The sequence below is a fragment of the Micromonospora sp. WMMD1120 genome (genome assembly GCF_029626235.1).
In the GTDB taxonomy this organism is placed as follows: Bacteria; Actinomycetota; Actinomycetes; order Mycobacteriales; family Micromonosporaceae; genus Micromonospora.
Map to the genome: position 1 here is coordinate 122,737 of NZ_JARUBO010000005.1, position 25,639 is coordinate 148,375.

At 73.9% G+C, this 25,639-nt stretch carries 23 protein-coding genes and 1 pseudogene; 11 read left to right on the forward strand and 13 right to left on the reverse strand.

Annotation, left to right across the window (positions count from 1 at the left end; all coding sequences use genetic code 11):
* Positions 1 to 152 precede the first annotated feature (152 nt).
* Positions 153 to 998: a GNAT family N-acetyltransferase gene (locus O7634_RS00605; protein ID WP_278148222.1), complete on the forward strand. Its 846-nt coding sequence runs from the start codon at positions 153 to 155 to the stop codon at positions 996 to 998.
* Positions 999 to 1,001: 3 nt separating this feature from the next.
* Here O7634_RS00605 and O7634_RS00610 read toward each other — a convergent pair whose 3' ends face one another.
* Positions 1,002 to 2,189 (reverse strand): NAD(P)/FAD-dependent oxidoreductase, encoded by a 1,188-nt coding sequence (locus O7634_RS00610; protein ID WP_278148223.1) that lies wholly within the window; start codon positions 2,187 to 2,189, stop codon positions 1,002 to 1,004.
* A gap of 14 nt (positions 2,190 to 2,203) precedes the next feature.
* The gene (lgt, locus tag O7634_RS00615) at positions 2,204 to 3,382 is read right to left on the reverse strand and encodes a prolipoprotein diacylglyceryl transferase (RefSeq protein WP_278148224.1); all 1,179 of its coding nucleotides are present in this window, start codon (positions 3,380 to 3,382) and stop codon (positions 2,204 to 2,206) included.
* 102 nt (positions 3,383 to 3,484) lie between these two features.
* Here lgt and O7634_RS00620 point away from each other — a divergent pair, with 102 nt between their 5' ends.
* Positions 3,485 to 4,030, forward strand: coding sequence for an NUDIX hydrolase (locus O7634_RS00620; protein ID WP_278148225.1), 546 nt, complete (start codon positions 3,485 to 3,487; stop codon positions 4,028 to 4,030).
* A 28-nt stretch (positions 4,031 to 4,058) separates the two neighbouring features.
* Here O7634_RS00620 and trpA read toward each other — a convergent pair whose 3' ends face one another.
* The 3 genes from trpA to trpC are packed head-to-tail and all read right to left on the reverse strand — an operon-like array spanning position 4,059 to position 6,944.
* Positions 4,059 to 4,862, reverse strand: coding sequence for a tryptophan synthase subunit alpha (trpA, locus tag O7634_RS00625; RefSeq protein WP_278148226.1), 804 nt, complete (start codon positions 4,860 to 4,862; stop codon positions 4,059 to 4,061).
* 1 nt (position 4,863) lies between these two features.
* Positions 4,864 to 6,102 (reverse strand): tryptophan synthase subunit beta, encoded by a 1,239-nt coding sequence (trpB, locus tag O7634_RS00630; RefSeq protein WP_278148227.1) that lies wholly within the window; start codon positions 6,100 to 6,102, stop codon positions 4,864 to 4,866.
* Positions 6,103 to 6,140: 38 nt separating this feature from the next.
* Positions 6,141 to 6,944 carry an indole-3-glycerol phosphate synthase TrpC gene (gene trpC / locus O7634_RS00635; RefSeq protein WP_278153815.1) on the reverse strand — a complete coding sequence of 268 codons (804 nt, stop codon included), beginning with the start codon at positions 6,942 to 6,944 and terminating at the stop codon, positions 6,141 to 6,143.
* A 483-nt stretch (positions 6,945 to 7,427) separates the two neighbouring features.
* On the opposite strand from trpC, the gene O7634_RS00640 reads away from it, so the two are divergent.
* Positions 7,428 to 7,697 (forward strand): hypothetical protein, encoded by a 270-nt coding sequence (locus O7634_RS00640; protein WP_278148228.1) that lies wholly within the window; start codon positions 7,428 to 7,430, stop codon positions 7,695 to 7,697.
* A 13-nt stretch (positions 7,698 to 7,710) separates the two neighbouring features.
* On the opposite strand, the gene O7634_RS00645 is transcribed toward O7634_RS00640, so the two are convergent.
* The 4 genes and pseudogenes from O7634_RS00645 to O7634_RS31855 form a co-directional block, all read right to left on the reverse strand.
* Positions 7,711 to 8,286, reverse strand: coding sequence for a Trp biosynthesis-associated membrane protein (locus O7634_RS00645; protein WP_278148229.1), 576 nt, complete (start codon positions 8,284 to 8,286; stop codon positions 7,711 to 7,713).
* 173 nt (positions 8,287 to 8,459) lie between these two features.
* Positions 8,460 to 10,013 (reverse strand): anthranilate synthase component I, encoded by a 1,554-nt coding sequence (locus O7634_RS00650; RefSeq protein ID WP_278148230.1) that lies wholly within the window; start codon positions 10,011 to 10,013, stop codon positions 8,460 to 8,462.
* Positions 10,010 to 10,438, reverse strand: coding sequence for a phosphoribosyl-AMP cyclohydrolase (gene hisI / locus O7634_RS00655; protein ID WP_278153816.1), 429 nt, complete (start codon positions 10,436 to 10,438; stop codon positions 10,010 to 10,012). Before hisI ends, O7634_RS00650 begins: the two co-directional genes overlap by 4 nt.
* Positions 10,439 to 10,618: 180 nt before the next feature.
* Positions 10,619 to 11,326: pseudogene (locus tag O7634_RS31855) on the reverse strand (phosphoribosyl-AMP cyclohydrolase); the annotation flags it as partial.
* Between the two features lie 176 nt (positions 11,327 to 11,502).
* Here O7634_RS31855 and O7634_RS00665 point away from each other — a divergent pair.
* From O7634_RS00665 to O7634_RS00675, 3 genes are all read left to right on the forward strand, one after another.
* Positions 11,503 to 12,261 (forward strand): ABC transporter ATP-binding protein, encoded by a 759-nt coding sequence (locus tag O7634_RS00665; RefSeq protein WP_278148231.1) that lies wholly within the window; start codon positions 11,503 to 11,505, stop codon positions 12,259 to 12,261.
* The gene (locus O7634_RS00670) at positions 12,258 to 13,013 is read left to right on the forward strand and encodes an ABC transporter permease (protein WP_278148232.1); all 756 of its coding nucleotides are present in this window, start codon (positions 12,258 to 12,260) and stop codon (positions 13,011 to 13,013) included. The genes O7634_RS00665 and O7634_RS00670 overlap by 4 nt, the downstream gene beginning before the upstream one ends.
* A gap of 179 nt (positions 13,014 to 13,192) precedes the next feature.
* Positions 13,193 to 13,789, forward strand: coding sequence for a TetR family transcriptional regulator (locus O7634_RS00675; protein WP_278148233.1), 597 nt, complete (start codon positions 13,193 to 13,195; stop codon positions 13,787 to 13,789).
* Between the two features lie 624 nt (positions 13,790 to 14,413).
* Here O7634_RS00675 and O7634_RS00680 read toward each other — a convergent pair.
* The 3 genes from O7634_RS00680 to O7634_RS00690 form a co-directional block, all read right to left on the reverse strand.
* On the reverse strand, positions 14,414 to 15,163 hold the full coding sequence (locus O7634_RS00680) for a DUF2470 domain-containing protein (protein ID WP_278148234.1): 750 nt from the start codon (positions 15,161 to 15,163) through the stop codon (positions 14,414 to 14,416).
* A gap of 86 nt (positions 15,164 to 15,249) precedes the next feature.
* A complete protein-coding gene (locus tag O7634_RS00685; protein WP_278148235.1) occupies positions 15,250 to 17,037 on the reverse strand; it encodes an ABC transporter ATP-binding protein in 1,788 nt (595 codons plus the stop codon).
* 55 nt (positions 17,038 to 17,092) lie between these two features.
* On the reverse strand, positions 17,093 to 18,976 hold the full coding sequence (locus tag O7634_RS00690; RefSeq protein WP_278148236.1) for an ABC transporter ATP-binding protein: 1,884 nt from the start codon (positions 18,974 to 18,976) through the stop codon (positions 17,093 to 17,095).
* Between the two features lie 171 nt (positions 18,977 to 19,147).
* Here O7634_RS00690 and O7634_RS00695 point away from each other — a divergent pair, with 171 nt between their 5' ends.
* The 3 genes from O7634_RS00695 to O7634_RS00705 all read left to right on the forward strand — a co-directional run bounded on the left by O7634_RS00695 (position 19,148) and on the right by O7634_RS00705 (position 22,817).
* Complete coding sequence (locus O7634_RS00695; RefSeq protein WP_278148237.1) at positions 19,148 to 19,777, forward strand: TIGR03085 family metal-binding protein; 630 nt, start codon at positions 19,148 to 19,150, stop codon at positions 19,775 to 19,777.
* 200 nt (positions 19,778 to 19,977) lie between these two features.
* A complete protein-coding gene (locus O7634_RS00700) occupies positions 19,978 to 20,853 on the forward strand; it encodes a terpene synthase (protein ID WP_278148238.1) in 876 nt (291 codons plus the stop codon).
* A 137-nt stretch (positions 20,854 to 20,990) separates the two neighbouring features.
* Positions 20,991 to 22,817 carry a long-chain fatty acid--CoA ligase gene (locus O7634_RS00705; protein WP_278148239.1) on the forward strand — a complete coding sequence of 609 codons (1,827 nt, stop codon included), beginning with the start codon at positions 20,991 to 20,993 and terminating at the stop codon, positions 22,815 to 22,817.
* Positions 22,818 to 22,883: 66 nt separating this feature from the next.
* Here O7634_RS00705 and O7634_RS00710 read toward each other — a convergent pair whose 3' ends face one another.
* Positions 22,884 to 24,338, reverse strand: coding sequence for a PLP-dependent aminotransferase family protein (locus O7634_RS00710; protein WP_278148240.1), 1,455 nt, complete (start codon positions 24,336 to 24,338; stop codon positions 22,884 to 22,886).
* Positions 24,339 to 24,397: 59 nt separating this feature from the next.
* Here O7634_RS00710 and O7634_RS00715 point away from each other — a divergent pair, with 59 nt between their 5' ends.
* On the forward strand, positions 24,398 to 25,054 hold the full coding sequence (locus O7634_RS00715) for a hypothetical protein (protein ID WP_278148241.1): 657 nt from the start codon (positions 24,398 to 24,400) through the stop codon (positions 25,052 to 25,054).
* A 101-nt stretch (positions 25,055 to 25,155) separates the two neighbouring features.
* Positions 25,156 to 25,617, forward strand: a complete 462-nt coding sequence (locus tag O7634_RS00720) for a hypothetical protein (protein ID WP_278148242.1) — start codon at positions 25,156 to 25,158, stop codon at positions 25,615 to 25,617.
* Positions 25,618 to 25,639 lie beyond the last annotated feature (22 nt).

A 25,639-nucleotide genomic window follows, 5' to 3' on the forward strand; every position in this document is an offset into this window, starting at 1 on the left:
GCTGAGCCACCGGGCCTCCTGTCGTCACTCAGGTTGATCATGTGGGGACGACGTCGGCCCGTGGGTCTATTGAGTCTACGTTAGGGCTCAGGTCGTACGGCCACCCGAGATTGATCACACCGTCCATTGGCTGGGACGTGTAGTCTCGCGCGGTGGAGCCGCGACACAAGCACGTCTTCGACCGGTTGGAGCACTTCTACGACGCGGTACCCCGCGACGTCGCCGGTGCGGAGGAGCATGGCGGGCTGGTGCTGTTCGTCCGCGAGCACGTCGGCTGGCCGTTCTACGCCCGCCCGAGGATCGACGCCACCGAGCCGCCGTCCCTGGCCGACGTGATGGCGGTCCGCGAACGGCAGCGCAAGCTGGGCCTGCCGGAAGCCTTCGAATGGGTGCACGAGACGACCCCCGAGCTGCTGGCGGTGGCCCGCTCGGCGGGGCTCTCCGTGCTGGAGGCGCCGCTGATGGTGCTGGACCCGAGCGCGCTGCCCGACCCGGCGACGCTCACCGACGCGGCGATCCGGGTGCTGGCCGCCGACTCCCCCGGCTTCGCCGCCGACGTCGCCGCCCGACGCGCCGTGGCCACCGTGTCGTTCGCCGCCGCCGGCACCGCTCCCGGTCCGGCCGGACCGGCCGAGCGCGACGCCGCCGTCACCGAACTCGAACTCGCCGCGCTGGACGAGGAGCGCGCCCGCATCGCCGACGGCCGGCGAATCTCCGTGCTGGCCGGCACACCGGACGAGGGCGCGCTGGCCAGCGGCATGGCGATGCGGGTGGGCGACGTCGCGGAGATCGCCGGGGTGGCCACCCTGCCGGCCGCCCGGCGACGCGGCCTGGGCGCCGCGGTCACCGCCACCCTGGCCCGGGAACTCCGCGCCGCCGGCACCGACCTGGTCTTCCTCTCGGCGGGCAGCGAGGACATCGCGCGGGTCTACCTGCGGGTCGGCTTCCGTCGCATCGGCACCGCCTGCATCGCCGAGCCCGCCGCCCTGATCCCCTGACCGTCAGGCCGGCGGGCGCCACTGCGCGGCGGACGCGGCGGCGCTGGACAGCAGTCGGGTGTTGATCGTGCCCAGCGCGGCGTCCCGGGCGCGCAGCGCCAACCGGCCCCGGGTCTGCAACACCGCCGACATCCGCCGGGTCTGCCGGACCACCGTCGCGGCCCGGGGGCGACGCACCCGGTCGTACGCCTGCACGGCGTCGGGCAGCCGCGCCTCTCGCAGCAGCGACGCGAGCGTGGCGGCGTCCTCGAACGCCAGGCAGGCGCCCTGACCGAGGTGCGGCGGCATGGCGTGCGCCGCGTCGCCGAGCAGCACCACCCCACCCGGCCCGACCGGGAAGCCGTACGCCCGGGGCAGCGGGCGCAGCTCGCGCACCTCCTGCTGCACCAGGTCGGCCGGATCGGTGGCGTCGAGCAGCGCGCCGACCGGGGCGGGCCAGCCCGCGTACCAGCGGCGCAGCAGCGCGAGCTGGGTCTCCGGAGGTTCCGGGCGGGGCGCGCCGGCGGCGGTGGCCACCCAGTAGATGCCACCCCGGCTGGAACCACCGGAGGATCCCCGCTCGCCGAGCGAGGCGGCCACGAACCGGTAGCCCGCGCCGAGGATCTCGCCGGCCAGCGGTTGGTCGTCGGGCAGTCGGGGCGCCTGGTACCAGGGGATGACGGCCCGCCAGGCGGCGCACCCGGAGCTGACCACCCGGGACTCCGGGGCGAGTTGCCGGCGGATGCCGCTGTCCGTGCCGTCGGCGGCGACGACCAGGTCGGCCTCGATGGTGTGCCGCCCGTCGCTGACCCCCGGTCGGTGACCGGGCTCGACGCGGACGTGCCGCACCGTCACCCCGGTCCGCAGCTCGACCCGGTCGCCGAGACCGGCGATCAGGGCGTCGTGCAGGTCCTCCCGGTGCACCACGACCGGCATCCGGTCGGCCGGCACGGGCCGGGGTTGCACCAGCCAGTGCCCGTCCGGGCGACGGACCCCGCCGTCGGACAGCGGCGTGGCGATGGCGGCGAGGCCGGCGCCGAGGCCGAGAGCCTGGAGCGCCCGGACGCCGTTGGGCCAGAGCACCACGGCGGTCGGCTCGGGACGGACCCGCTCGGCGCGTTCCAGCACCGTCACCTGCCAGCCGGAGCGGGCGAGCGCGCCGGCCACCGCGAGGCCACCGACCCCTGCGCCGACCACCACCGCGCTTCGCATCGCCGTACCCCCGTTCAGCTGTCCCGGTCGGCCGGACGCGCGCCGGTGGCGTCGGCCCGGTCGGCGCGCGGCACCGGCGACCCGTCCGCCGGCTCCTCGGCGTCGGACGGCCCGTCGACGAGCGTGGTGTCCCCGGACGGCCCGTCGCCGGCCGGCCGGTCGTCGTCGGTTGCCGCCTCCGGGGGTACGACACCGGTGTCCCGCCAGGTCGCGTACTGCTCCTCGCTCACCACCCGGTAGCCCTCCGGCGCGGCGGCCCGGGTGGGGGTCTCCCGTTCGGAGAGGTCGACCTGGGACAGGTCGGACGCCGGCGGCGGGGTCGTCGCCGCGCCGAGCGGAATCAGGTAGTCCCGGGGGCCTCGCACCCGGACGAAGTAGATCAACCCGCCGAGGAAGACCAGCGCGGCCGTCCAGACGTTGAGCCGGACACCGAGGATCTGGTTGGCCTCGTCGGTGCGCATCAGCTCGATCCAGAAGCGACCGGCGGTGTAGCCCATCACGTAGACCGCGAACGCCCGACCCCGACCCAACCTGAGCCGGCGGTCGAGGAGCAGGACGAGCGCGACGACGCCGAGGTTCCACAGCAACTCGTAGAGAAACGTCGGCTGGTAGAGGCCCGGCTCGAGAATCGGCTGACCGGCGTCGTCGCGCAGCGCCCGGCCGGGGTTGTCCGGGTCCATCCGGTGGATCTCCAGGCCCCACGGCAGCGTGGTCCGGGCACCGAAGAGCTCGTTGTTGAACCAGTTGCCGAGCCGACCGACGGCCTGCGCCAGCGGCAACCCGGGCGCCAGCGCGTCGGCCACCACGCCGAACGGAATGCCGAGCTGTCGGGCGGCGATCCAGGCCCCGAGCGCGCCACCGGCGACCGCGCCCCAGATGCCGAGACCACCCTCCCAGATGGCGAACGCCTTCATCGGGTCCCCACCGGCGCCGAAATATTTCTCCGGCGAGGTGATCACGTGGTAGATCCGGGCGCCGATGATGCCCGCCGGCACCGCCCAGACGGCGATGTCGAGGACCGCGCCGGGCGCGACGCCGCGTTGCCGCAGCCGGCGCTCCGTCACCCAACAGGCCAGCACGATGCCGGCGATGATGCAGAGCGCGTACGCCCGGATCGGGACCGGCCCGAGCTGCCAGACCGCGGTGCTGGGACTGGGCAGGGCCGCCTGGGGGGACAGCGAGGCGAGGGTCACGGGTGCACACGCTACCGCTGCACACCCCCACAGCGGCACCCCGGGCCACCGGAGCGGGCATCTCGGTGACTTCTGGTTTGCGCCACCGTAGGCTCTTTGTCCATGAGCGCGCTCACCTGGGCGGTCGCCGCGGTCGTGCTCGACGACGCCGGTCGGGTGCTGCTCTGCCGGCAGGGCCGGGGCACCCGCCGCCACGCGCTGCCCGGCGGGCGGCTGCGCCCGGCCGAGAGCCCGGCGCGGGCGGCGGTGCGGCACGTCCGCGCGGAGACCGGCTGGGACATCACGGTGATCGACCTGGTCGGCGTCTACCACCTGACCGGCCCCGCCGGGGGCACCCGGGCCGGTCGCGCCGGGCCCCTGCCGGACGTCCTCGTGCACGTGTTCCGCGCTCGGGCCGCCGACCCCGGCCCGTCGGCCGACCCGTCGCCGGACTGCCGGTTGTCGTGGCACTCCCCGGCCGCGCTACCCGAGGCGGTCACCCCGTTGACCCGGGCCGCCGTTGTCGACGCGGCCGCCGGCCACTCCGGGGTGCTCCGCGAGGTTCCCTGGTCTACCGGCGCGACCGGCACCGGGGGCGCCGCGCCGACGGGAGCGAGGCAGCCACCGGCGCAACGCGGCGAAACCGAGGACCCGTCAGTGCGTCGCTGACCCCTGTGTGCGCGGACCGGCGGATCGCTCAGCGGGTCGGGTTGCGGACGCCCTCGGCGAGCTCGGCGCTGAGGGTACGCAGAGCGTCCAGCCCCTCCGCCTCGGTGGAGGCGTCGAGCAGACACCGCACCAGCGCGCTCCCCACGATCACCCCGTCGGCGTAGCCGGCGACGGTGCCGGCCTGCGCGCCGGTGCCCACGCCCAGCCCGACCCCGACCGGCAGGTCGGTGACCTCCCGGACCCGGGAGACGAGCGTCGGCGCGGCGGCGGAGGTCTGCGCCCGCGCGCCGGTCACCCCCATCACGGCGGTCGCGTAGACGAAACCACGGCAGTGCCCGACCGTCATCGCCAGCCGCGCGTCGGTCGACGACGGCGAGACCAGGAACGTGCGGTCCAGGCCGTGCGCGTCCGAGGCGGCCAGCCACTCGTCCGCCTCGTCGGGAATCAGGTCGGGCGTGATCAGGCCGGTGCCCCCGGCGGCCGCCAGGTCACGGGCGAACACGTCCACGCCGTACCGCTCGACCGGGTTCCAGTAGGTCATGGTGACCACCGGCGCGCCGGTGGCGGCGACCGCCTCGACGATGCGCATCGTGTCCGCGGTGCGGACGCCCCCGGCCAGCGCGATGTCACTGGCCCGCTGGATGACCGGCCCGTCCATCACCGGGTCGGAGTAGGGGATCTCCACCTCGATCACGTCGACGCCGGCCTCGACCATCGCGGTCATCGCGGCGATGCTGCCCTCGACGGTGGGGAACCCGGCCGGCATGCAGCCGACCAGCAGCGCCCGCCCGTCGGCGCGGGCCTTGTCGAAGGCCACTCCGATCCGGCTCATCTCACCGCTCCTTGTCGAGGATGCCGAAGTAGTCGCCGGCGGTGTGGACGTCCTTGTCGCCCCGACCGGAGAGGTTGACCACGATGGTGGGCTCGCGACCCAGCTCGGCGGCGAGCTTCGGGGCCAGCGCGACGGTGCCGGCGAGAGCGTGCGAACTCTCGATCGCCGGGATGATGCCCTCGGTGCGGCAGAGCAGCTCGAACGCGGCCATCGCCTCGTCGTCCGTGACCGGCAGATATTGTGCCCGGCCGGTGTCGTGCAGCCAGGCGTGCTCCGGCCCGACGCCCGGGTAGTCCAGGCCCGCCGAGATCGAGTGCGACTCCAGGGTCTGCCCGTCGGCGTCCTGGAGCACGTACGTCCGGGTGCCGTGCAGCACCCCGGCGGACCCGCCGGTGATGCTCGCCGCGTGCCGCCCGGTGGCCACCCCGTCGCCGCCGGCCTCGAAGCCGTACAGCCGCACCGCCTCGTCGCCGACGAACGCGTGGAAGATGCCCAGGGCGTTCGAGCCGCCCCCCACGCAGGCGCTGACCGCGTCCGGCAGCGCGCCGGTCAGGTCGAGGCACTGCTGACGAGCCTCGTCACCGATGCCCCGGACGAAGTCGCGGACCATCGCCGGGAACGGGTGCGGGCCGGCGGCGGTGCCGATCAGGTAGTGCGTCGCGTCGACGTTCGCCACCCAGTCGCGCATCGCCTCGTTCATCGCGTCCTTGAGCGTGCGCGAGCCGTTCGTCACCGGGACGACCGTGGCGCCGAGCATCCGCATCCGCGCCACGTTCAGCGCCTGCCGCTCGGTGTCGACCTCGCCCATGTAGACGACGCACTCCAGGTCGAACAGGGCGGCGGCGGTCGCGGTGGCCACGCCGTGCTGGCCGGCGCCCGTCTCGGCGATCACCCGGGTCTTGCCCATCCGCTTGGTGAGCAGCGCCTGACCGAGCACGTTGCGCACCTTGTGCGCGCCGGTGTGGTTGAGGTCCTCCCGCTTGAGCAGCACCCGCGCGCCGACCTTGGCGGAGAACCGCCGGGCCTCGTACAGCAACGACGGCGTGCCCGCGTAGTCGCGCAGCAGCGCGGCGAACTCGGCCCGGAAGGAGTCGTCCGCCATCGCCGTGCGCCACGCCCCGTCCAGCTCGTCCAGCGCGGCCACCAGGGCCTCCGGGACGAAGCGGCCGCCGAAGCGGCCGAAGTGACCGGCGGAGTCGGGCTGCGGGCCGGCCACCGGGGCCAGCGCGTCGGCGCTCATGGGGATTCCTCTCGGTGGGACGTCACACCGGCGCGAAGTCAGCGCACCGGTCGGGGCGTTGCCGGGTGGTTGCCAGCGTTGACCAACTCGGCCACCGCCTCCCGGGGGCTCTTCTGCGTGACCAGGCCCTCGCCCACGAGGACCGCGTCGGCGCCGGCGGAGGCGTACCGGATCAGGTCGTGCGGGCCGCGCACACCGGACTCGGCGATCTTGACGACGCTGCTGGGCAGGCCGGGGGCGATGCGCTCGAACACGGACCGGTCGACCTCCAGGGTACGCAGGTCGCGGGCGTTGACCCCGATCACCTGCGCGCCGGCCTCCAGGGCGCGGTCGGCCTCCTCCTCGTCGTGCACCTCGACCAGAGCGGTCATGCCCAACGACTCGATCCGCTCCAGCAGGCCCATCAGCACGTTCTGTTCGAGCGCGGCGACGATCAACAGGACCAGGTCGGCACCGTGCGCGCGCGCCTCGTGCACCTGGTAGCTGGAGACCACGAAGTCCTTGCGCAGCACCGGCACGGTGACCGCGGCACGAACCGCAGCCAGGTCGTCCAGCGAGCCGCCGAACCAGCGCCCCTCGGTCAGCACGCTGATCGCCCGCGCCCCGCCGGCCGCGTAGTCGACGGCGAGGTCGGCCGGATCGGCGATCTCGGCCAGTCGACCCTTGGACGGTGACGAGCGCTTCACCTCGGCGATCACGGCGACGCCCGGCTTGCGCAGCGCCGCGTACGCGTCCATCGCCGGCGGCGCCGCCGCGGCCAGTTCGCGGATCCGCTCCAGCGGAACCTGCTCCTGGCGTCGGGCGACGTCCTCACGCACGCCAGCCAGGATCTCGTCGAGCACGCTTACGGACGCAGCCTGACCGGCGTCGTCCCCCTCCGCGTGCGCATGCTCAGCAGTCACCAACGGACTCCCCTCTCCGGGCGTCATGGGCCGATGCTAGGGGCAGCCGACCGACGGCAGATGCCGGGGGTATGGCGCTGCTCACGAAAAGGGCTGCGGCATAATGGCCGACTTGCCGTGAACGGGGTGTCACGCAGCGCCACCTCCGGTATCGACGACCGTCAGAAGGTACGGAGTCTGTCGACCGCTGTAGACCACGGCCGATCCATCGATCATGCCACCAGTTCCCGGCCGCCGCCCGACGGCAGCGATCTCGGTCGATGCTGTGAGCAAGCTCAAGGCGACCCGGACGGGCCTGGTCAGGAGCCCGGCGGGACAGTTGACCGGTCCGTCACGGCGGCGAAACGTCGGCCGGCCAGCATCGTCCTCGGGCAGACTCGATGACGCGCCCGCTCCGACCGCCGCAACTCGTGCGAGGTGACCATGAGCAATCCCGAGCCGCTTCCCACCATCGGACTGACCACCATCTCACGGACGGTGGCGTCGCTCGCCGTCGGCGTGGTGCACACCGTGGAACGGGCCGTGGTGGGCGAGGGACGGATGCGCACCGCGCGGGGCAACGCCTGGGAGGCGGTCTGCGCCGACCGGGCCCGCGCCGACCAACGCGCCGAGCTGAACCGCCTGGTCGCCGAGCTGACCGCCGCCCGCGCCGCCGACCGCCGCGCCGCGTGGGAGCGCCAGCCCGTCGGCTGACCCGACACCGGCGTCAGTCGGCCGTCGGATCCTCGCCCCGGTCCAGCGCGTTCCACGCCTCGGTGGTGCGTCGCCCGGCGAGCGGCGTCGACGACCCCGCCGCCGTCGCGGCCTCCGGCACCCGGGCGGGACGCTCGTACCGCGCGCCCATCGCCGGCCAGTCGCCGCCCCGCAGCGCCGTCCATCCGCCCCCCACCGCCGCCGCCAGGCCACCGAGCAGGCAGAGCGCCGGCCACTGCCGACTGACCGGGCCACCCAGGTCGGCGCCGAGCGCGTACCCGCCGCCGCCGGCCACGACCAGACCCAGCGCGGCCAGCAGCACCCCGAGCACCCGCCGCACGCGGCCCCGGGTCGCCAGCACCGCGCCGGCGCCCGCCAGGGTCACCACCGCCAACGCCGGCAGCCAGGGCAGCAGGCTCGCGCCGGTACGGGTGCCCCGCACCGGCGGCAGCGGCGCCGGCCGCGCCGTCAACTCCACCGACCAGCCCCGCGTCGCGGCCCACAGCGCCAGGCCCGCGCCCGCCAGGCAGAGCAGCACGGCGTACGTCAGAGCCCGCCGACCCCCCGCGGAGCGCTCCCCGTCACTCAACGGGATGGCCTTTCGTTCGCGACTGCGGGGCTCCGCTGCGCTGCACTCCTCGCGCTCACCGGGATGGCCTTTCGTTCGCGACTGCGGGGCTCCGCTGCGCTGCACTCCTCGCGCTCACCGGGCCGGCCTTTCGTTCGCGACTGCGGGGCTCCGCTGCGCTGCACTCCTCGCGCTCACCGGGCCGGCCTCAGTGTCTCGGCGGCGGCGATGGCCGCCAGCACGGCCCTGGCCTTGTTCCGCGTCTCCTCGTCCTCGGCCGTCGGGTCCGAGTCGGCGACCACCCCCGCGCCGGCCTGGACGTAGGCGCGGCCGTCACGGATCAGCGCGGTACGGATGGCGATCGCCATGTCCAGGTCGCCGCCGAAACCGAAGTAACCGACGGTGCCGCCGTAGACGCCCCGGCGTACCGGCTCCAGCTCCTCGATGATCTCCATGGCGCGCACCTTGGGCGCGCCGGAGAGGGTGCCTGCCGGGAAGGTCGCGGCGAGCGCGTCGAAGGCGGTCTGGTCGTCACGCAGGGTGCCGGTGACGGTGGAGACGATGTGCATCACGTGGCTGTACCGCTCGATGGTGGCGAACTCCGGCACCTCCACGGTGCCCGGCCGACAGACCCGCCCGAGGTCGTTGCGGCCCAGGTCGACGAGCATCACGTGCTCGGCCCGCTCCTTCGGGTCCGCGAGCAGCTCGGCGGCGAGCGCGGCGTCGGCGGTGGGGGTGTCGCCGCGCGGCCGGGTGCCCGCGATCGGGTGCAGCAACGCCCGACGCCGCCCGTCCGGAGCGCCGGTCACCTTGAGGTGCGCCTCCGGGGACGAGCCGACGATGTCGAACCCGTCGAAGCGCAGCAGGTACATGTACGGGCTGGGATTGGTCGTGCGCAGCACCCGGTAGACGTCCAGCGGGTCGGCGTGGGTCGTGCGTTCGAAGCGCTGGGAGAGCACGATCTGGAAGCACTCGCCGGCCCGGATCGCCTCCTTCGCCGCCTCCACCGCCTTCGGGTAACCGCCCTCGGGCGTACGACAGAGGACCTCGCCGCTGGACGGACGCTCGACCGTGGAGATCATCGGTGGGATCGGCCGGGACAGCGCCGTCGTCATCGCGTCCAGCCGGCCCACCGCGTTGTGGTACGCGGCGGCGACCTGCGGCGCGCGGTCCGGGGCGTCCAGCGGCGGCAGCACCGCGTTGGCGACCAGGATCGCCGAGCCGTCGTAGTGGTCGAGCACCACCAGATCGGTGGCGAGCATCATGCCCAGCTCCGGCACGCCCAGGTCGTCCTCGGTCAGGTCGGGCAACCGCTCGAAGCGCCGGACCAGGTCGTACCCGAGGTAGCCGACCATTCCCCCGGTCAGCGGCGGCAGGTCGCCGGACGGGTCCCCGGCCGGGCCGGCCAACGCCGTCACGGTCTCCCGCAGCATCCGCACCGGGTCACCCTCGGTGGGCAGCCCGGCCGGCGGCTGACCGAGCCAGGTCGCCACACCGTCGCGCTCGACGAGGGTCGCGCTGCTGCGGACACCGATGAACGAGTACCGCGACCACGCCATGCCGGCCGAGCCGACGCCCTGCTCGGCGGATTCCAACAGGAACGTGCCCGGTCCGCCGGCCAGCTTCCGGTAGACCCCCACCGGGGTCTCCGCGTCGGCCAGCAACCGCCTGGTGACCGGCACCACCCGCCACTCGGCGGCCAGCGCGGTGAAGCTCTCCAGGCTCGGGCTCAGGGCGCCGTCGGTCATGGGAGTGCCTCCGGGGTCGTGACGGGCAGTTCGGTGAAGAAACAGGTGCGGTGGCCGGTGTGGCAGGCCGCGCCGACCTGGTCCACGCTGACCAGCAGCGCGTCCCCGTCACAGTCGAGGGCGACGGACCGGACGTACTGGTGGTGGCCGGAGGTGGCGCCCTTGACCCAGTATTCGCGGCGGCTGCGAGACCAGTAGGTGGCCCGGCCGGTGGTGAGGGTGCGGTGCAGCGCCTCGTCGTCCATCCAGGCGACCATCAGCACCTCGCCGGAGTCGTGCGCGCGGACCACCGCGGCGACCAGGCCGTCGGCGCTGCGCCGCAGCCGGGCCGCGATGGCCGGGTCGAGCCGGGACGGGCGAGCCGGCGGGACCGTCTCGGTCGAATCGCTGGGAACGCCGGTCACCGGCGGGTCAGGTACGGGCACAGTCGCCAATTCTCCCGCACGCGGCGCGGGCACGGGGAACCGCTCCCGCCGGGGCGCGGGCCGCGACCCGGCGGGCCGGGCCAACTGGGCGACGTAGCGACCCAGGCGACCGTCGACCAGGGCCGCCGCCAGGTCCGCGCCGGCCGCCTCGGCGATCTCCTCGGCGTACGGCCGGATCAGCGGCAACGTGCCGGCGACCAGCCGTACGGCGGCGGCCCAGAGCTGCCCGGTGGCACCCGGGCGCAGGCCGAGGCAGAGCAGCATGTCCGCCCGGTAGCCGGGCGGGGCCACCGGCAGGTCCAGGGCCGCCGCGAAGGCCGCCCGACGGGAGTGGACCCGCACCGACGGGTTGGCCGGGCGCAGCACCGAGGGGCAGAGCCGGGCCAGGTCGGCGACCGCGAGCCGCATCCCGATACGGTCGCGCGTGGCGCGGGCGGAGGCGGCCTTACCCAGCGTGGCGATCAGCTCCTCGAGCCGGGGCGGTTCGGCGGGCTGGCAGAGCACCGGCAGGTCGATCCGGGGCCGCCAGTGCGGGTCGGCCCAGAGCAGTCGGGCGGGCGCGGTGACCGGCAGCCCGAACGCCCAGTCGGCCGGCTCGCCGAGGCGGTGCACCCAGGAGTGGACGTCGCGGGCGGCCACCGAGACGTGGGTGACCTGGCCCGCGGACTCCGCGAGGTAAGCCTGCCGCGCCGCGTACGGGGCGCCACCACCCACCAGCACGTCGAGGTCGACGTCGCTGTGTGCGGTGGCGGCGTGACGGGCGTGGCTGCCGCGTAACAGGATGCCGACGACCGGCCGCTCGGCGGCTTGCCGCAACCGCGCGGCCCAATCCTCGAGAAAACCGCTGTCCGGTAACGGAGCGTGACCCACCGCGCCATCGTGCCGCACGTCCGATCAGCGCGCAATGCCCGTTGGCGGACTTCGTGTCCGGTCCGGAGCCTACTGCCCGTTCTCGCGCCACCTGCGACGCCCGACGGTCGGCCACCCGTCACGACCGTTGCGGTCCGCCGAAGATTTCATCTAGCGTTGATTTCAACAGATGATGAGTTCTTGGGAGGTGCGTGATGGACGACGCGATAGCCGTCCAGAACCTGGTCGTGAACCGGGGTGGACGGCGGGTGCTGGACGGGATCAGCTGCCGCGTGCCGCGCGGCGCCGTCACCGGGCTGCTCGGCCCGAGCGGCAGCGGCAAGACCACGTTCCTGCGGGCGGTGGTCGGGGTGCAGGTGGTCGCCGGTGGCACCGTCACCGTGCTCGGCCAACCTGCGGGCACCCCGGCGCTGCGGCACCGGGTGGGCTACCTGACCCAGGCGCCGAGCGTCTACGCCGACCTGACCGTCCGGGAGAACGTCCGCTACTTCGCTTCCCTCTACGGCCGTGGGCGGAGCGAGGCCGACCAGGCGGTCCAGGATGTCGGGCTGGCCGCGGCGGCCGGCCAGTTGGTCGCCACCCTCTCCGGTGGCCAACGCAGCCGGGCCTCGCTGGCCTGCGCCCTGGTCGGGGAGCCGGAACTGGTCATCCTCGACGAGCCGACGGTCGGGCAGGACCCGGTGCTGCGCGCCGACCTGTGGGCCCGGTTCCACGCGATGGCCGCCGCCGGCACCACCCTCCTGGTGTCCAGCCACGTCATGGACGAGGCGGCCCGCTGCGACCGGCTGCTGCTGATCCGCCAGGGACGGCTGATCGCCGACGACAGCCCCGCCGCGATCCGCGCCGCCGCCGGGGTGGACGACCTCGACGAGGCGTTCCTGCGACTCATCCGCGCCGGCGAGGCCGCCGCCACCGGCACCGACACGACAGCCACCCGGGAGGCGACCGCGTGAACCCACGAATCCTGGCCGCCACCACCGGCCGCATCCTGCGTCAGCTCCGGCACGACCGGCGGACCATCGCGCTGCTCGTGGTGGTGCCGGCTGCGCTGCTCACCCTGGTCTACTTCATGTACGCCGACCAGCCGACCCCACCGGGGCAGCCGAGCGCCTTCGACCGGATCGCGCTGGTGCTGCTGGGCATCTTCCCCTTCGTGATCATGTTCCTGGTGACCAGCATCGCCATGCTGCGGGAACGCACCTCCGGCACCCTGGAACGGCTGCTCACCACGCCGCTGGGCAAGCTCGACCTGCTCTTCGGCTACGGCATCGCGTTCGGGCTGGCCGCCGCCGCGCAGGCCGCCGTCGCCGCCGCCGTGGCGTACTGGATCTTCGACCTGGACACCGCCGGCAGCATCGGGCTGGTGCTCGGGATCGCCGTGCTCGACGCGGTGCTCGGCGTCGCGCTCGGGCTGCTGTGCAGTGCCTTCGCGCGCACCGAGTTCCAGGCAGTACAGTTCCTGCCAGTCGTGGTGGTCCCGCAACTGCTGCTCTGCGGGCTGTTCGTGGCCCGGGACCAGATGGCGGGCTGGCTCCAGGCGCTCAGTGACGCCCTTCCCCTGTCGTACGCCATCGAGGCGTTGCAGGAGGTCGGCGCGCACGCCGAGCCGACCGGCCGGACCTGGGCGGACGTGGCGGTGGTGTTCGGCGCGGTGGTGCTGGCGCTGGTGCTCGCGGCGGCCACCCTGCGCCGACGCACCGGCTGACCGCCGGGGCCGGGCCAGTCGCCGGCGCGGGCCGGGCTGACGACCTGGCGCGGGCCGGACGACCTGGCGCGGGCCGGACGACCTGGCGCGGGCCGGGCGACCTGGCGCGGGCCGGGCTGACGACCTGGCGCGGGTCCGGTGATCCACGACAGGCCCGGGTGGACGAACGAGGGGCGGCGATGACGCGGCGGACCGGCCGGCGACCCGGCAAACCGGGCACCCGGGAGGCGATTCTCGACGCGGCGCGCACGGCGTTCGCCGAGCGCGGCTTCGACAACGCCTCGATCCGCGCCATCGCCGCCGGCGCGGAGGTCGACCCCGCGCTGGTGCACCACTACTTCGGCAGCAAGGACCAACTCTTCCTGGCCGCGATGAACTTCCCCGTCGATCCCAGTCAACTGGTGCCGAAGGTGCTCACCGGCGACCTGGACACCGTCGGCGAACGCATGGTGCGGATCTTCCTCGGTGTGTGGGACTCCCCGGCCGGCAGCGCCGGGGTGGCGCTGCTGCGCTCGGCGGTGAGCAACGAGTGGACCGCGCGGCTGCTGCGCGAGTTCATCACCACCCAGGTGCTGCGCCGGGTACTCGAACAACTCGACGTCGACCCGGCCCAACTGCCACTGCGGGGCTCCCTGGTCGCCACCCAGATGATCGGCCTGGCCATGATGCGGCACGTGGTGCGCCTGGAGCCGGTCGCCTCCGCGGACGCGGAGACCCTGGCCGCCGCAGTGGGCCCGACCATCCAGCGCTACCTCACCGGCCCCCTACCCCACTAACACCAACCCTCACACCCCACCGCCCCGCCCCGTCCCACCGCGCCCCGCCCCGCCCCCACCGCGCCCCGCCCCGCCCCCACCGCGCCCGTCGATCTTGCACTTTCTGCTGCGACTTAAAGGGCATACCGCGCGAATCAACGACCGAAAGCGCAAGATCGACGCTGGCAAGGGCGTGGCGCGAGGGTGCGCCCGGCCGCACTCCGCGATCTTGCGCTTTGTGCTGCGACTAAAGGTACAAAGTGCAAAGATCGTCGACCGAAAGTGCAAGATCGGCGGGCGCGGGAGCGCGGGAGCGCGGGAGCGCGGGAGCGCGGGAGCGCGGGAGCGCGGGAGCGCGGGAGCGCGGGAGCGCGGGAGCGCGGGAGCGCGGGAGCGCGGGAGCGCGGGAGCGCGGGAGCGCGGGAGCGCGGGAGCGCGGGAGCGCGGGAGCGCGGGAGCGCGGGAGCGCGGGAGCGCGGGAGCGCGGGAGCGCGGGAGCGCGGGAGCGCGGGAGCGCGGGAGCGCGGGAGCGCGGGAGCGCGGGAGCGCGGGAGCGCGGGAGCGCGGGAGCGCGGGAGCGCGGGAGCGCGGGAGCGCGGGAGCGCGGGAGCGCGGGAGCGCGGGAGCGCGGCCTCGTTGATGAGGTCAGGTTGGTGGGTGGGCTTCGGCGGGCTGGCGTAGCGGCGGCAGCAACCACGACAGCTCCGCCGGATCGGCCACCGGGCCGGGGAAGGCGAGCCGGATTCGCCGCCGGGCACCGGGGCGGCCGACAGCCACCACCAGACCGTAGCGGTCGACGCGTACCACCCGGGGCGGCCCGTCGGGCGTCTGCTCGGTCAGGCCGAGCTGCCGGCGCAGGTACGCCGTCACCCGGGTGCTGTGGCGCTCGGCGAGGTCGGCGAGCAGGCGCGCCTCCACCGGGTGCACGGGGTCCGGCTCCGCCTCGGCGTACTCCCCGGGGTCGACCCGGCGCACGACGCCGGCCCGCTCCCAGCGGACCTCGACCACCTCGAAGCGGAACAGCCGGAACCGGGTGCCCAGGTCGAGCAGGTCGCCGGTCGGCTCCACGGCGGCGAAGTCGACGGCCGCGTGCCGGGCCTCGTCGCCGCGCAGCTCCGCCGCCCAGCCGGAGACCCAGGCGCGGCCCAGGCCGGGCGCGCCGGCGGCGGGTGGCAGGTCCAGCACGTCGAGCACCACCGCGACGTCACTGCCGCCGGTGGCCGGTTGCAGGGCGGCGGCCAGGTGGCTGGCCACCGGCACCAACAGCAGCACCCGCCCGTCCGGGTCGGTCACGTGCCGGGCGTGGTGCGGGCCCGGCCGGTGGGCCAGGTGGACGAGACCGGGTAGGCGACCGGCGACGAGGGTACGGACGATCTCGGCGGGATTGGGCCGCATGGGCGCGACTCCTTCAAAGGTTAGGCTTACCTAACCGGAGACTAGAGCACCCGCCCCGCGCCGTCCACCGACACCGCCACACCCGGTCACCGGGTCTGCTCCAGCCAGGAGGCGTAGAGCAGCGCGTAGACCGAGCCGGCCTCGCGGACCAGCTCGTCGTGCGGGCCACGCTGCACCACCCGACCCCGGTCCACGACGATGACCTCGTCGGCGGCCTGCGCCGTGGAGAGCCGGTGCGCGATCGCGAGGGTTGTCCGACCCCGGGTGACCGCGTCCAGGGTGCGCTGCAACCGCACCTCCGTCGCCGGGTCGACAGCGCTCGTCGCCTCGTCGAGCACCAGCAGGTCCGGGTCGGCCACGTACGCCCGGGCCAACGCGACCAACTGCCGCTCGCCCACGCTCAGCGCCTCACCGCGCTCCCCGACCGGCGTGTCCAGGCCCGCCGGCAGACCCTCCAGCCAGTCCGACAGCCCCAGCTCGGTGAAGGCCGCGGTGAGCTGCTCGTCGGTCAGCTCCGGCCGGGCGAACCGGACATTTTCCCCCACCGTCGCGTCGAACAGGAAACCGTCCTGCGGCACCATCACGACCCGCGAACGCAGCGAGTCGAACCGGACGTCCGCCAGCGGCACCCCGGACAGCAGCACCGCCCCGGCCGACGGGTCCATCAGCCGGGTCAGCAACTTGGCGAACGTCGTCTTGCCGCTGCCGGTCTCGCCGACCACCGCCACCCGGCTCTTCGCCGCGATCTCCAGGTCGATGTCGTGCAGCACCGGCGGGCCACCCGGATAGGCGAACCGCACCCCGGAGAACCGGACGTCCAGCGGCCCACCCGGCAGCTCCCGCCCCTGCTCCCCCGGGTCGGCGACGTCCGGGGCGACGTCCAGCACGTCCAGCACGCGACGCCAACCGGCGATCGCGTTCTGCGCCTCGTTGAGCACCTCCGTGGCGATCTGCACCGGCTGGATGAAGAGCGTGACCAGGAAGAGGAACGCGGTGAGCTGGCCGATCGACAGCGTGCCGTCCACCCCCAGCAACACGCCGAGCACCACCACGCCCGCCAGCGCCAACCCGGCCGCCAGCTCCCCCACCGAACTGCCCACGATGCTGATCCGGATCGCCCGCTGCTGGGCCAGGCGCTGCGCGTCGATCGCCTCGTCCAGCCGACGCTCGGTGCGCCCAGCGATCCCGTACGCCCGGATCACCGGCGCGCCCACCACACTCTCGCCGATCGCGCCGAGCAAGGTGCCGGTCCGCTGCCGTACCGTCGCGTACGCCGCGCCGAGGCGCCGTTGCAACTGCCTGATGATGAACACCGCCGGCAGGAACGCGGCCAACACCACGAGCGTCAACTGCCAGGAGTACGCCAGCATGACCGCCGTGGTGACCACCAGCTGACCCAGGTTGACCAGCAGGATCACGCCGCCCCACTGGAGGAACTGGGTGATCTGGTCGACGTCGCTGGTCACCCGCGACACCAGCGAGCCACGCCGCTCCGACTGCTGGTGCAACATCGACAGGTCGTGCACGTGCCGGAACGCCCTCGTCCGCACATTGGCCAGCGCCGTCTCGCTGACCGTGAACAGTCGACGCATCATCAGGTAACCGCAGAGGGTCGTGACCGCCAGGATCGCCGCGGTGGCGGCGACCACCGTCCAGACCACCTCCAGGTCCAGGCCACCGACGATGCCCCGGTCGATGCCCTGCTGCACGGCCACCGGTACGGCCACCCGACCGACCATGTACACGAGCGCCAACGCCAACGTGCCGGCCAGTCCCGTCCGCAACTCCGGCGAGAGCGCCAGCCCTCGGCGCAGGGTCTGCCAGGTCGTCTCCTCCCGCTTGTCACTCGTTTCCGTGGCTGCGCTCGCGCTCACCGGGCCCGCCTTCCGTTCACGACTGCGGGGCTCCGCTCCGCTGCACTCCTCGCGCTCACCGGTCCACCTCGATTTCTAGGCCCGACGGCAACGGCGCGACCTCGTCGTCGTACGGGGTGTCCTGTGCGCGGTCGACCTCGGCCTGCTCGTAGGCGGTGACCAGGTCCACGTAACCGGGCACGGTGGCCAGCAGCTCGCTGTGGGTGCCCCGGGCGACCACCCGTCCCTGCTCCACGTAGATGACCTCGTCGGCGAGCGCGATGGTGGCCCGGCGGTACGCCACCACCAGGATCGACGCGACCGGCACCCCCGCCTCGGCGGTCGAGGAGCGCAGCCCCGCCAGGATGGCCGCCTCGACCCGCGGGTCCACGGCGCTCGTCGCGTCGTCGAGCACCAGCAGGCGGGGCCGGCCGGCCAACGCGCGGGCCAGGGTGAGCCGCTGCCGCTGGCCGCCGGAGAGCGAGGTGCCCCGCTCACCGACCATGGTGTCCAGCCCGTCGGGCAGCGCGGCGACGAACCCGTCCGCCTCGGCGAGCCGCAGCGCCGCCCAGACCACCTCGTCGTCGACGCCCGGCCGGTCCAGGGCGATGTTGGCGCGGACGGTGTCGTCGAAGATGAAGGGCACCTGCGCGACCAGGGCCACGGTGCCGGCCAGCGAGGCGGCGGTCAGCTCGCGCACGTCCACCCCGTCCACCGTCACCGAGCCGGCGTCCGGGTCGACCAGGCGCACCGCCAGCGAGGCGATCGTGGACTTTCCCGACCCGGTGGGCCCGACCAGGGCCACCGTCCGACCGGCCGGCACCGTGAAGCTGACCTCGCCGAGGACCCGCGCGCCGGGCTGGTGGGCCTCGGCCGGCGGATAGGAGTAGTGCACGTCGTCGAAGGCGAGAGTGGCCGGGCCGGCGTCCGTCGGGTCGAGCGCGCGCCGCCCGTACGGCATCTCGCCGGTGGCGTCGAGCACCCGGCGGACCCGGTCCCAGCCGGCGACGCTGCGCGGCAGCTCGGCCAGGACCCACCCGATGGCCCGCACGGGGAAGGCCAGCACGGTGAAGAGGAAGGCCACGCTGACCAGCTCGGCCACGCTGATCGCGCCCTGCCGCAGCCGGAACGCCCCGACCACGAGCACGGCGAGCGTGCCGAGGCTGGGCAGCGTCTCCAACAGCGGGTCGAAGACGCCGCGCAACCGACCGACGGCGATCAGCGAGTCGCGCAGCTCGCCGGCGCGGCCCGCGAACCGGGCGGTCTCCTGCGCCTCGCGGCCCATCGTCTTGACCACCAGCGCGCCGTCGAAACTCTCGTGGGCGATGCCGCTGACCTCGGCGCGCAGCCGCTGCGCCCGAGCCTGTCGAGGAGCCATCCGGCGGGAGTAGACGACGTTGAGCGCGAACAGCGCGGGAAAGACCGCGAGACCGACCAGGGCGAGCGCCCAGTCGGTGGCGAACAGCGACACCATCGCCCCGACCAGCATCACCAGCGTGCCGACGGCGAAGGGCAGCGGGGCGATCGGATACCACGCCGCCTCCACGTCCGAGTTGGCGTTGGACAGCAGGGTGCCGGTGGAGTTGCGGTGGTGCCAGGACAGCGGCAGTTCCAGGTAGCGACGGGTGACCCGGCGGCGGTAGGCCGCCTGGAGGCGGTACTGCATGTAGCCGGCGCCGAGCCGGCGGCCGAAGATGCCCGCCACCCGCAGCACGCTGATCCCGAACAACGCGGTCGCGGCCAGCGCCAGGGCGCCGGCGCCCACCTCGCCGCGCTCGATGGCGGGCAGCGCCACCCCGCCGACGACCGACCCGACGACCCGGGCGCTGACGATGATCATCCCGCCGAAGAGCACGCTGCCGACGACCGCCACCGTGAAGATCCGCGGCTGCTCCCGGATCGCCTGCCGCAGGACGCCCAGCCCTCGACTGAGAACGTCCCGACTTGTCCTGCTCGCCACGCTCTCCCCCGCCGTAAGCCGCAATTATCTCCCTCATCCTTACCGTTCGCGGCCGGCACCGCCGACCCTGACCGGATATGTCGACCGTCACGTACCGGACGGGGGCCGGCGGCGTTGTCGACGGTCGCCCGCCGCCCAGCAGCGACCGCCCGCCCGGCCTACGATCGGGTCATGCCGCGGTACGCCCGAGCCGAGCGCGAGGCGCTGGCCGATCTCCTGTTGGCCCTCGGGCCGGACGCCCCGACGATCAACGAGGGCTGGGCCACCCGCGACCTCGCCGCGCACCTGGTGCTCCGGGAGCGCCGACCGGACGCGGCGGGCGGGATCGTGCTGCCGCCGCTGCGCGGCCACGCCGAGCGGGTCCGCCGTCGGCTCGCCGACTCGCCCTACGCCGAGCTGGTGGCCCGGGTGCGACGGCCGCCGCTGTGGAGCCCGATCAGCAACCCGCTGACCGACGAGGTCGCGAACCTGATGGAGTTCTTCATCCATCACGAGGACGTCCGGCGGGCCGCCCCGGGGTGGCGGCCCCGCGACCTGCCCGCCGGCCTGCAACGCGCGCTCTGGAAGCGAGCGGCCCCGATGGCCCGGCTGGCCCTGCGCCGGTTTCCGGCGGACCTCTACGTGCAGGCGCCCGACCACGGCGAGGTCTCGGTCGGGCGTGGTGGCGAGCGGTTGCGCGTGGTCGGCCCACCGGGCGAGTTGGTGCTCTTCTTCTCCGGTCGGCAGCGGGTCGCCCGGGTGCAGGTGAATGGTGCGGTGGAGGCCGCACAGCGACTGCGCGCCGCCAGCCTGGGCTTCTGACTCTCTGCGCCCAAACGGTCACGAAAACCCTGTGTCATTCCCCACACCCAGCGAAACACGCGGATGCGCCCTCCCGTACGCTTCACCGCGCCGCTCCGCGCCGGGCGGCACGAAAGTGGGGGCGCACTGTGCGTAGTTTCGCGATGTCGGCGCTGCGGGAACCCCCGTTTCCCACGCGCCGCCATAGCGCCACGGAGCAGGTGGCGAGCGAGAGCATCGAGTGGGCGCGGGCGTTCGGGCTGGTCGATTCCGGTCAGCGGGTGCATCGGCTGCTGCTGGCCGACGCCGCCGGCCTGGCCGGTCGCGCCTGCCCGGACGGGTCGGTGGACGGCCTGCGGCTGCTCACCGACCTGATCAGCTGGCTGTTCGTGATGGACGACGCGTGCGACGAGGACGGTCTCGGCGCGGACCCGGTCCGCCTGGGGCCGGCGATCAGCACGCTGCTCGACGTGCTCGACCGGTGCGGCGACCCGGACATCGTGCCGCCCGCCGTCGGGCCGCTGGGGGACGCGCTGCACGACCTCTGCCGTCGGACCCGGCTGCACGACCACGCGGCGCTGCTGCTGCGGTTCGTCAGCCAGATGCGGGAGTACCTGCTGGCGTTGCTCTGGGAGGCGGGCAACCGGGAGCGTCACCGGGTGCCCGAGGTGGCGGAGTACCTCCAGTTGCGCCGGCACATCGGCGGCGTACACCCGTGCCTCACGCTCACCGACCTGGCCTCGACGCGACCCACCGGGCCGACCCAGCGCGCCGATCCCGGGCTGGTCGCCCTGGATCTGCTCGCCGTGGACCTGGTCTGCTGGTGCAACGACCTGTTCTCCTACGGCAAGGAGAGCCGGGCCGACCCGGACGCGCACAACCTGGTGACGGTGCTCGCCCAGGACGCCGCGGCGGACGAGGTCACCGCGCTGCGGACCGCCGCGCACCGGTTCAATGAGGGCCTGGCGACGTTCCTGGACGCCGAGGAGGCGATCCTGGCCGAGGGCGACGACGTGATGCGGCAGGCGTTGGCCGCCCGGCGCAACTGGGTCCGGGCCACCTACGACTGGTCGGTGCTGGCCGCCCGGTACGCCTGATCCGCCCTACCGGCGGTCAGGAGGGGACGGCCGGACGATCACCAGGACTAGCCGATGCGCACCGCCAGGCAATACTCTTCGGTAACCATCATGACGTGACGACCGTCACGCCACCACCCCCGAAGGCGGCTACAGCGATGGCTCTCGATGTACCGTACCGCTCCATCCCGGACATGTTCCTCAAGCGCGTGGCGGCCACCCCCGACCGGAACGCGTTCGCGTCCCCGAACCCCGACGACTCCGCGCCGGTCTGGCTCACCTGGGCCCAGGTGGGTCAGCGGGCCAAGGCTGTCGCCGCCGGCCTGCACGGCCTGGGCGTCGGCCAGGAGGACCCGGTCGCGATCCTCGCCAACACCCGGCTGGACTGGGTGATCGCGGACCTCGGCATCATGTGCGCCGGTGGCGCGACCACCACCGTCTATCCCACCACCGAGCCGGCGGACGCGACGTACATCATCGCGGACTCCGGGTCGAAGGTGCTGTTCGCGGAGAACCCGGCCCAGGCGGCGAAGATCGCCGGCGCCGACCTGCCCGCGCTGACCCACGTCGTGCTCCTCGACGGCGCCGTCGACCCGGCCGCGGCGGTTCCGCAGCTGACGCTCGCCGAGTTGGAGGAGCGGGGCGCTGCCGCGCTGGCCGCCGAGCCGGACCTGATCGACATGCTGGTGGCCGGCATCGGCCCGGACCACCTGGCGACCCTGATCTACACCTCCGGCACCACCGGCCGGCCCAAGGGCGTCGAGCTGCTGCACGGCGGCTGGTGCTGGGAGGCCGTGGCGCAGGCCGAGGTCGGGCTGCTGCGCGACGACGACCTGCAGTACCTGTGGCTGCCGCTGGCCCACTCGTTCGGCAAGACCCTGCTCTGCGGCGCCATCCACGTCGGCCTGCCCACCTACGTCGACGGACGGGTGGACAAGCTCGTCGACCTGCTCGCGGTGATCCGTCCGACGCTGATGTGCGGCGCTCCCCGCGTGTTCGAAAAGGTCTACAACAAGGCCGTGACCACCGCGCAGGGCGCCGGCGGCGCGAAGGCGAAGATCTTCACCTGGGCGGTGGGCGTCGGCAAGCAGAAGGTCGAGTTGGAGCAGGCCGGCAAGCCGGTGCCGGCGGGGCTGGCGCTGCGCTACGGGCTGGCCGAGAAGCTGGTGTTCAGCAAGCTCCAGGCGCGGCTGGGCGGCCGGATGCGGGTGCTGGTGTCCGGCGCCGCCCCGCTCAGCCCGGAGATCTCCACCTTCTTCGCCGCGGCGAACCTGCCGATCTCCGAGGGCTACGGCCTCACCGAGACCAGCGCCGGCAACTTCGTCAACCCGCCGGACGGTCTGCGGATCGGCACCGTGGGCCGGGCGATGGGCGACCTGGAGTGCCGGATCGACACCGACGGGGAGATCCTGGTGCGCGGCCGGCCGGTGATGCGCGGCTACCACAACCTGCCGGAGGAGACGGCCGCCTCCTTCACCGAGGACGGCTACTTTCGCACCGGTGACATCGGCAGCCTCGACGAGCAGGGCTACCTCCGGATCACCGACCGCAAGAAGGACCTGGTCAAGACCTCGGGCGGCAAGTACATCGCTCCGTCGCACATCGAGGGGATGTTCAAGGCCATCTGCCCGTACACCTCGCAGGCGGTGGTGATCGGTCAGGCCCGCAACTTCTGCACGATGCTCGTCACCCTGGACCCGGAGGCGATCCGCGGCTGGGTCGCCGGCGGCCCGCTGGAGGGGCGCAGCTACCCCGAGATCGTCGCCTCGCCGGAGGCGCAGACGATGGTCGAGGAGTACGTCGCGCAGCTCAACGCGAAGCTCAACCGCTGGGAGACGATCAAGAAGGTGGCCATCCTGCCCCGTGACCTGACCATCGAGGATGGCGAGATCACCCCGTCTCTGAAGATCAAGCGACGGAGCGTGGAGAGCAACTTCGCCGGCGAGATCGACAAGATGTACGCCGGCACCCTCGCCGAGCTGTGACGCGTCGCCGGTGGCCCCGTACCCGCCCGGGTGCGGGGCCACCGGCGTCCGCGCCCGGTCGGGGGCTCAGGCGATGACCGCCGGCTCCCGCCACCGCTGGCGACCGGCCCGGTCCAGGTCGTAGCGGACCGCCGCGATCCGCTCGACGGCCTCCACGAGGTCCGCCGCGGGCCGGGTGAACGGCAGCCGCAGGAAACGCTCCAGGGTGCCGTCCAGGCCGAACCGGGGGCCGGGGGCCAGCCGTACGCCGACCTCCTCCGCGGCCCGTGCCAGCGCGCTGGAGACCGGCCCGTCCAACTCGGCCCAGAGCGTCACGCCACCCTGCGGCACGGTGACCCGCCACTCCGGCAGCCGCCGGGCGAGCGCGCCGAGCAGGGCGTCGCGCTGGGCGGCGAGTTGGACCCGACGCTCGGCGACGACCACGTCGGCGTCGGCGAGCAGACGCACCGCCACCAGCTGGTCGAGCACCGGACTGGCCATGTCCACCCCGACCCGGACGGCGGCCAGCCGCTGCACCTGGGGCGCGGAGGCGCGCACCCAGCCGATCCGCAGACCGCCCCAGTAGAGCTTGCTCATTCCGCCGATGCTGACCACCCGGCTGTGCCGGTCGTAGGCGGCGACCGGAGGCGGCGGCGCGGCGCCGTCCAGCGCGAGGTCCACGAAGGACTCGTCGATGACGAGGTCGGTGCCGACCGCGTGGGCGGCGGCCACCACGCTCTCGCGGAGCGCCGCGGGCATCAGGTGCCCGGTCGGATTCTGGAACTCCGGTATCAGATAGGCCAGCTTGGGTCGGGTCTGCCGGAGGCTGCCGAGCAGCAGGTCGGGCTCCCAGCCGGCGTCGGCGGCCAGGCCGTGGGTGGTGATCCGGGCCCGCCGGCCGGCCAGCGCGGCGAGCGCGTTGGGGTAGGTCGGTGATTCCACCAGCACACTGCCGCCGGGGGCCAGGGCAAGCCGCAGCACCAGGTCGAGGGCGTGCTGGGTGCCGCTGGTCACCATGATCTGGTCGGCCGTGGTGGGCAGGCCCCGGGCGGCGTACGTGGCGGCCACCGCCTCGCGCAGCTCGACGATGCCGGTCGGGTGGTAGCCGGCCCCGCCCAGGTAGCGGGGCAGGTCCTCGGTGGCGGCGCGGGCGGCCGCCAGCAGCTGGGGCGGCGCGGCCAGCGCGGCGACGCCGAGGTCGAGCATCTCCCGGTCGTCGGTCGGCGTCCACAGGCCCGTGCTGGCCACCCGGTGGTTGCCGGGCAGCATCGTCCAGCTGCCGGCGCCCCGCCGGCTGGCCAGGTGCCCGGTCTCGCGCAGTTGCCGGTAAGCGGCGGTGACGGTGGTCCGGCTGATCCGCAGCGCTTCGGCCAGCTCCCGCTCGGCGGGCAGGCGGACCCCCAGCGGCAGTCGGCCATCGGCGAGCAGACCGCGCACCGCGCCGGCCAGGGCGGCGTAGTCGGGGCTGCGACGGCGCCCCGGCAGGGCATGCCACTGCCCGAGGAGACGTGCCAATTGGACGCCTCGCACCTGCCCCGTCATGGCCACTCCTCCGATATTGGCTTCTTCCTTGCCGAGGATTGGCACCTAGGGTGGCATGCATGGCACTGATTGGCAATCTGCGGCACCGGCCGCTCCGGCGGCTGTCCCAGCTGTACCTCGGGCTCGTGCTCTACGGGCTCAGCATGGCCCTGATGATCCGCTCCCACCTGGGCCTCGATCCGTGGGACGTGTTCCACCAGGGCGTCGCGGAGCGCACCGGGCTGTCCTTCGGCACCGTCACCATCGGCGTCGGCGCGCTGGTGCTGCTGCTCTGGATCCCGCTGCGGCAGCGACCGGGCCTCGGTACGGTCAGCAACGTCGTGGTGATCGGCCTGGTCGTGGATGCCACCCTGGCCCTGATGCCCGCCACGGACCCGCTCGGCCTCCGGATCGCGCTGCTGGTCACCGGGATCGTGGCCAACGGCGCCGCCACCGCCCTCTACCTCGGCGCCCGGCTCGGGCCCGGCCCCCGCGACGGGCTGATGACCGGTCTCGTGGCCCGCCGGCCCGGCCTCTCGGTACGACTGGTCCGCACCGTCATCGAGGTCACCGTGCTGGCCCTGGGTTGGCTACTCGGCGGCACTGTCGGCGTGGGCACTGTCGCGTACGCGCTGGCCATCGGTCCACTGACCCAGCTGTTCCTGCCGCCGTTCACGGTGTCCGACACCGTCGCGCCCGCGCCCGACGGCGCCGCGCCGGTCGCCCCCGTCGGCTGACCCTCACCGACCGTTCGCGAACCGGTACGTCCTGGTGGTACGAGATACCAGGATGGAGAGTGGGTGTTCCCTTCCGCCACGCGCGCCGTCATCATCTCTGCATGGGGGAGAACGGCTGGCACCGGACAGACGCCTGGATTTTCGTGTCGCTCGTCATCGCGAGTGGGGCCGGACGACACCGACGCTCGGCGACGAGTCGACGGCCGGAGGGGGTGCGCCTGGCCGACGTGCTCTCCACCGCCGACCACCTCAACCACTCGATCCCGCAGCGGCACGAGGTGGAGGCCGCGGTCCAGCGACTGGTCGGCGCCGGCCTGGTCAGCGTCGTGGACGGCTGGTTCCGGATCACACCCGAGGGTGAGCGGCTCTGGCGCACCCGTCCGCGCGCCGGGGTGGCCACCATGGTGGACACGGTCCAGGGGGTGCTGACCCGCCGGCACGCGCCCGGCCGGGCCGACTGGATCCTGGACGAGGCCGAGCACGCGGCCGCCGTTCAGGAATACGCGGTCCGCTCGATCCCCACGCCCCGGCGATCGCCGGAGGGGCACTCCGGGGAGCGCTGACCAGCTCAGCGCACCGGGTGGC

Bases quoted from the DNA above. Each gene is read 5' to 3' on its own strand.
- O7634_RS00610 (WP_278148223.1), bottom strand. From the start codon at position 2,189: ATGCGAAGCGCGGTGGTGGTCGGCGCAGGGGTCGGTGGCCTCGCGGTG.
- O7634_RS00620 (WP_278148225.1), top strand. From the start codon at position 3,485: ATGAGCGCGCTCACCTGGGCGGTCGCCGCGGTCGTGCTCGACGACGCC.
- trpA (WP_278148226.1), bottom strand. From the start codon at position 4,862: ATGAGCCGGATCGGAGTGGCCTTCGACAAGGCCCGCGCCGACGGGCGG.
- trpB (WP_278148227.1), bottom strand. From the start codon at position 6,102: ATGAGCGCCGACGCGCTGGCCCCGGTGGCCGGCCCGCAGCCCGACTCC.
- O7634_RS00640 (WP_278148228.1), top strand. From the start codon at position 7,428: ATGAGCAATCCCGAGCCGCTTCCCACCATCGGACTGACCACCATCTCA.
- O7634_RS00650 (WP_278148230.1), bottom strand. From the start codon at position 10,013: ATGACCGACGGCGCCCTGAGCCCGAGCCTGGAGAGCTTCACCGCGCTG.
- O7634_RS00665 (WP_278148231.1), top strand. From the start codon at position 11,503: ATGGACGACGCGATAGCCGTCCAGAACCTGGTCGTGAACCGGGGTGGA.
- O7634_RS00675 (WP_278148233.1), top strand. From the start codon at position 13,193: ATGACGCGGCGGACCGGCCGGCGACCCGGCAAACCGGGCACCCGGGAG.
- O7634_RS00680 (WP_278148234.1), bottom strand. From the start codon at position 15,163: ATGCGGCCCAATCCCGCCGAGATCGTCCGTACCCTCGTCGCCGGTCGC.
- O7634_RS00695 (WP_278148237.1), top strand. From the start codon at position 19,148: ATGCCGCGGTACGCCCGAGCCGAGCGCGAGGCGCTGGCCGATCTCCTG.
- O7634_RS00705 (WP_278148239.1), top strand. From the start codon at position 20,991: ATGGCTCTCGATGTACCGTACCGCTCCATCCCGGACATGTTCCTCAAG.
- O7634_RS00710 (WP_278148240.1), bottom strand. From the start codon at position 24,338: ATGACGGGGCAGGTGCGAGGCGTCCAATTGGCACGTCTCCTCGGGCAG.
- O7634_RS00715 (WP_278148241.1), top strand. From the start codon at position 24,398: ATGGCACTGATTGGCAATCTGCGGCACCGGCCGCTCCGGCGGCTGTCC.
- O7634_RS00720 (WP_278148242.1), top strand. From the start codon at position 25,156: ATGGGGGAGAACGGCTGGCACCGGACAGACGCCTGGATTTTCGTGTCG.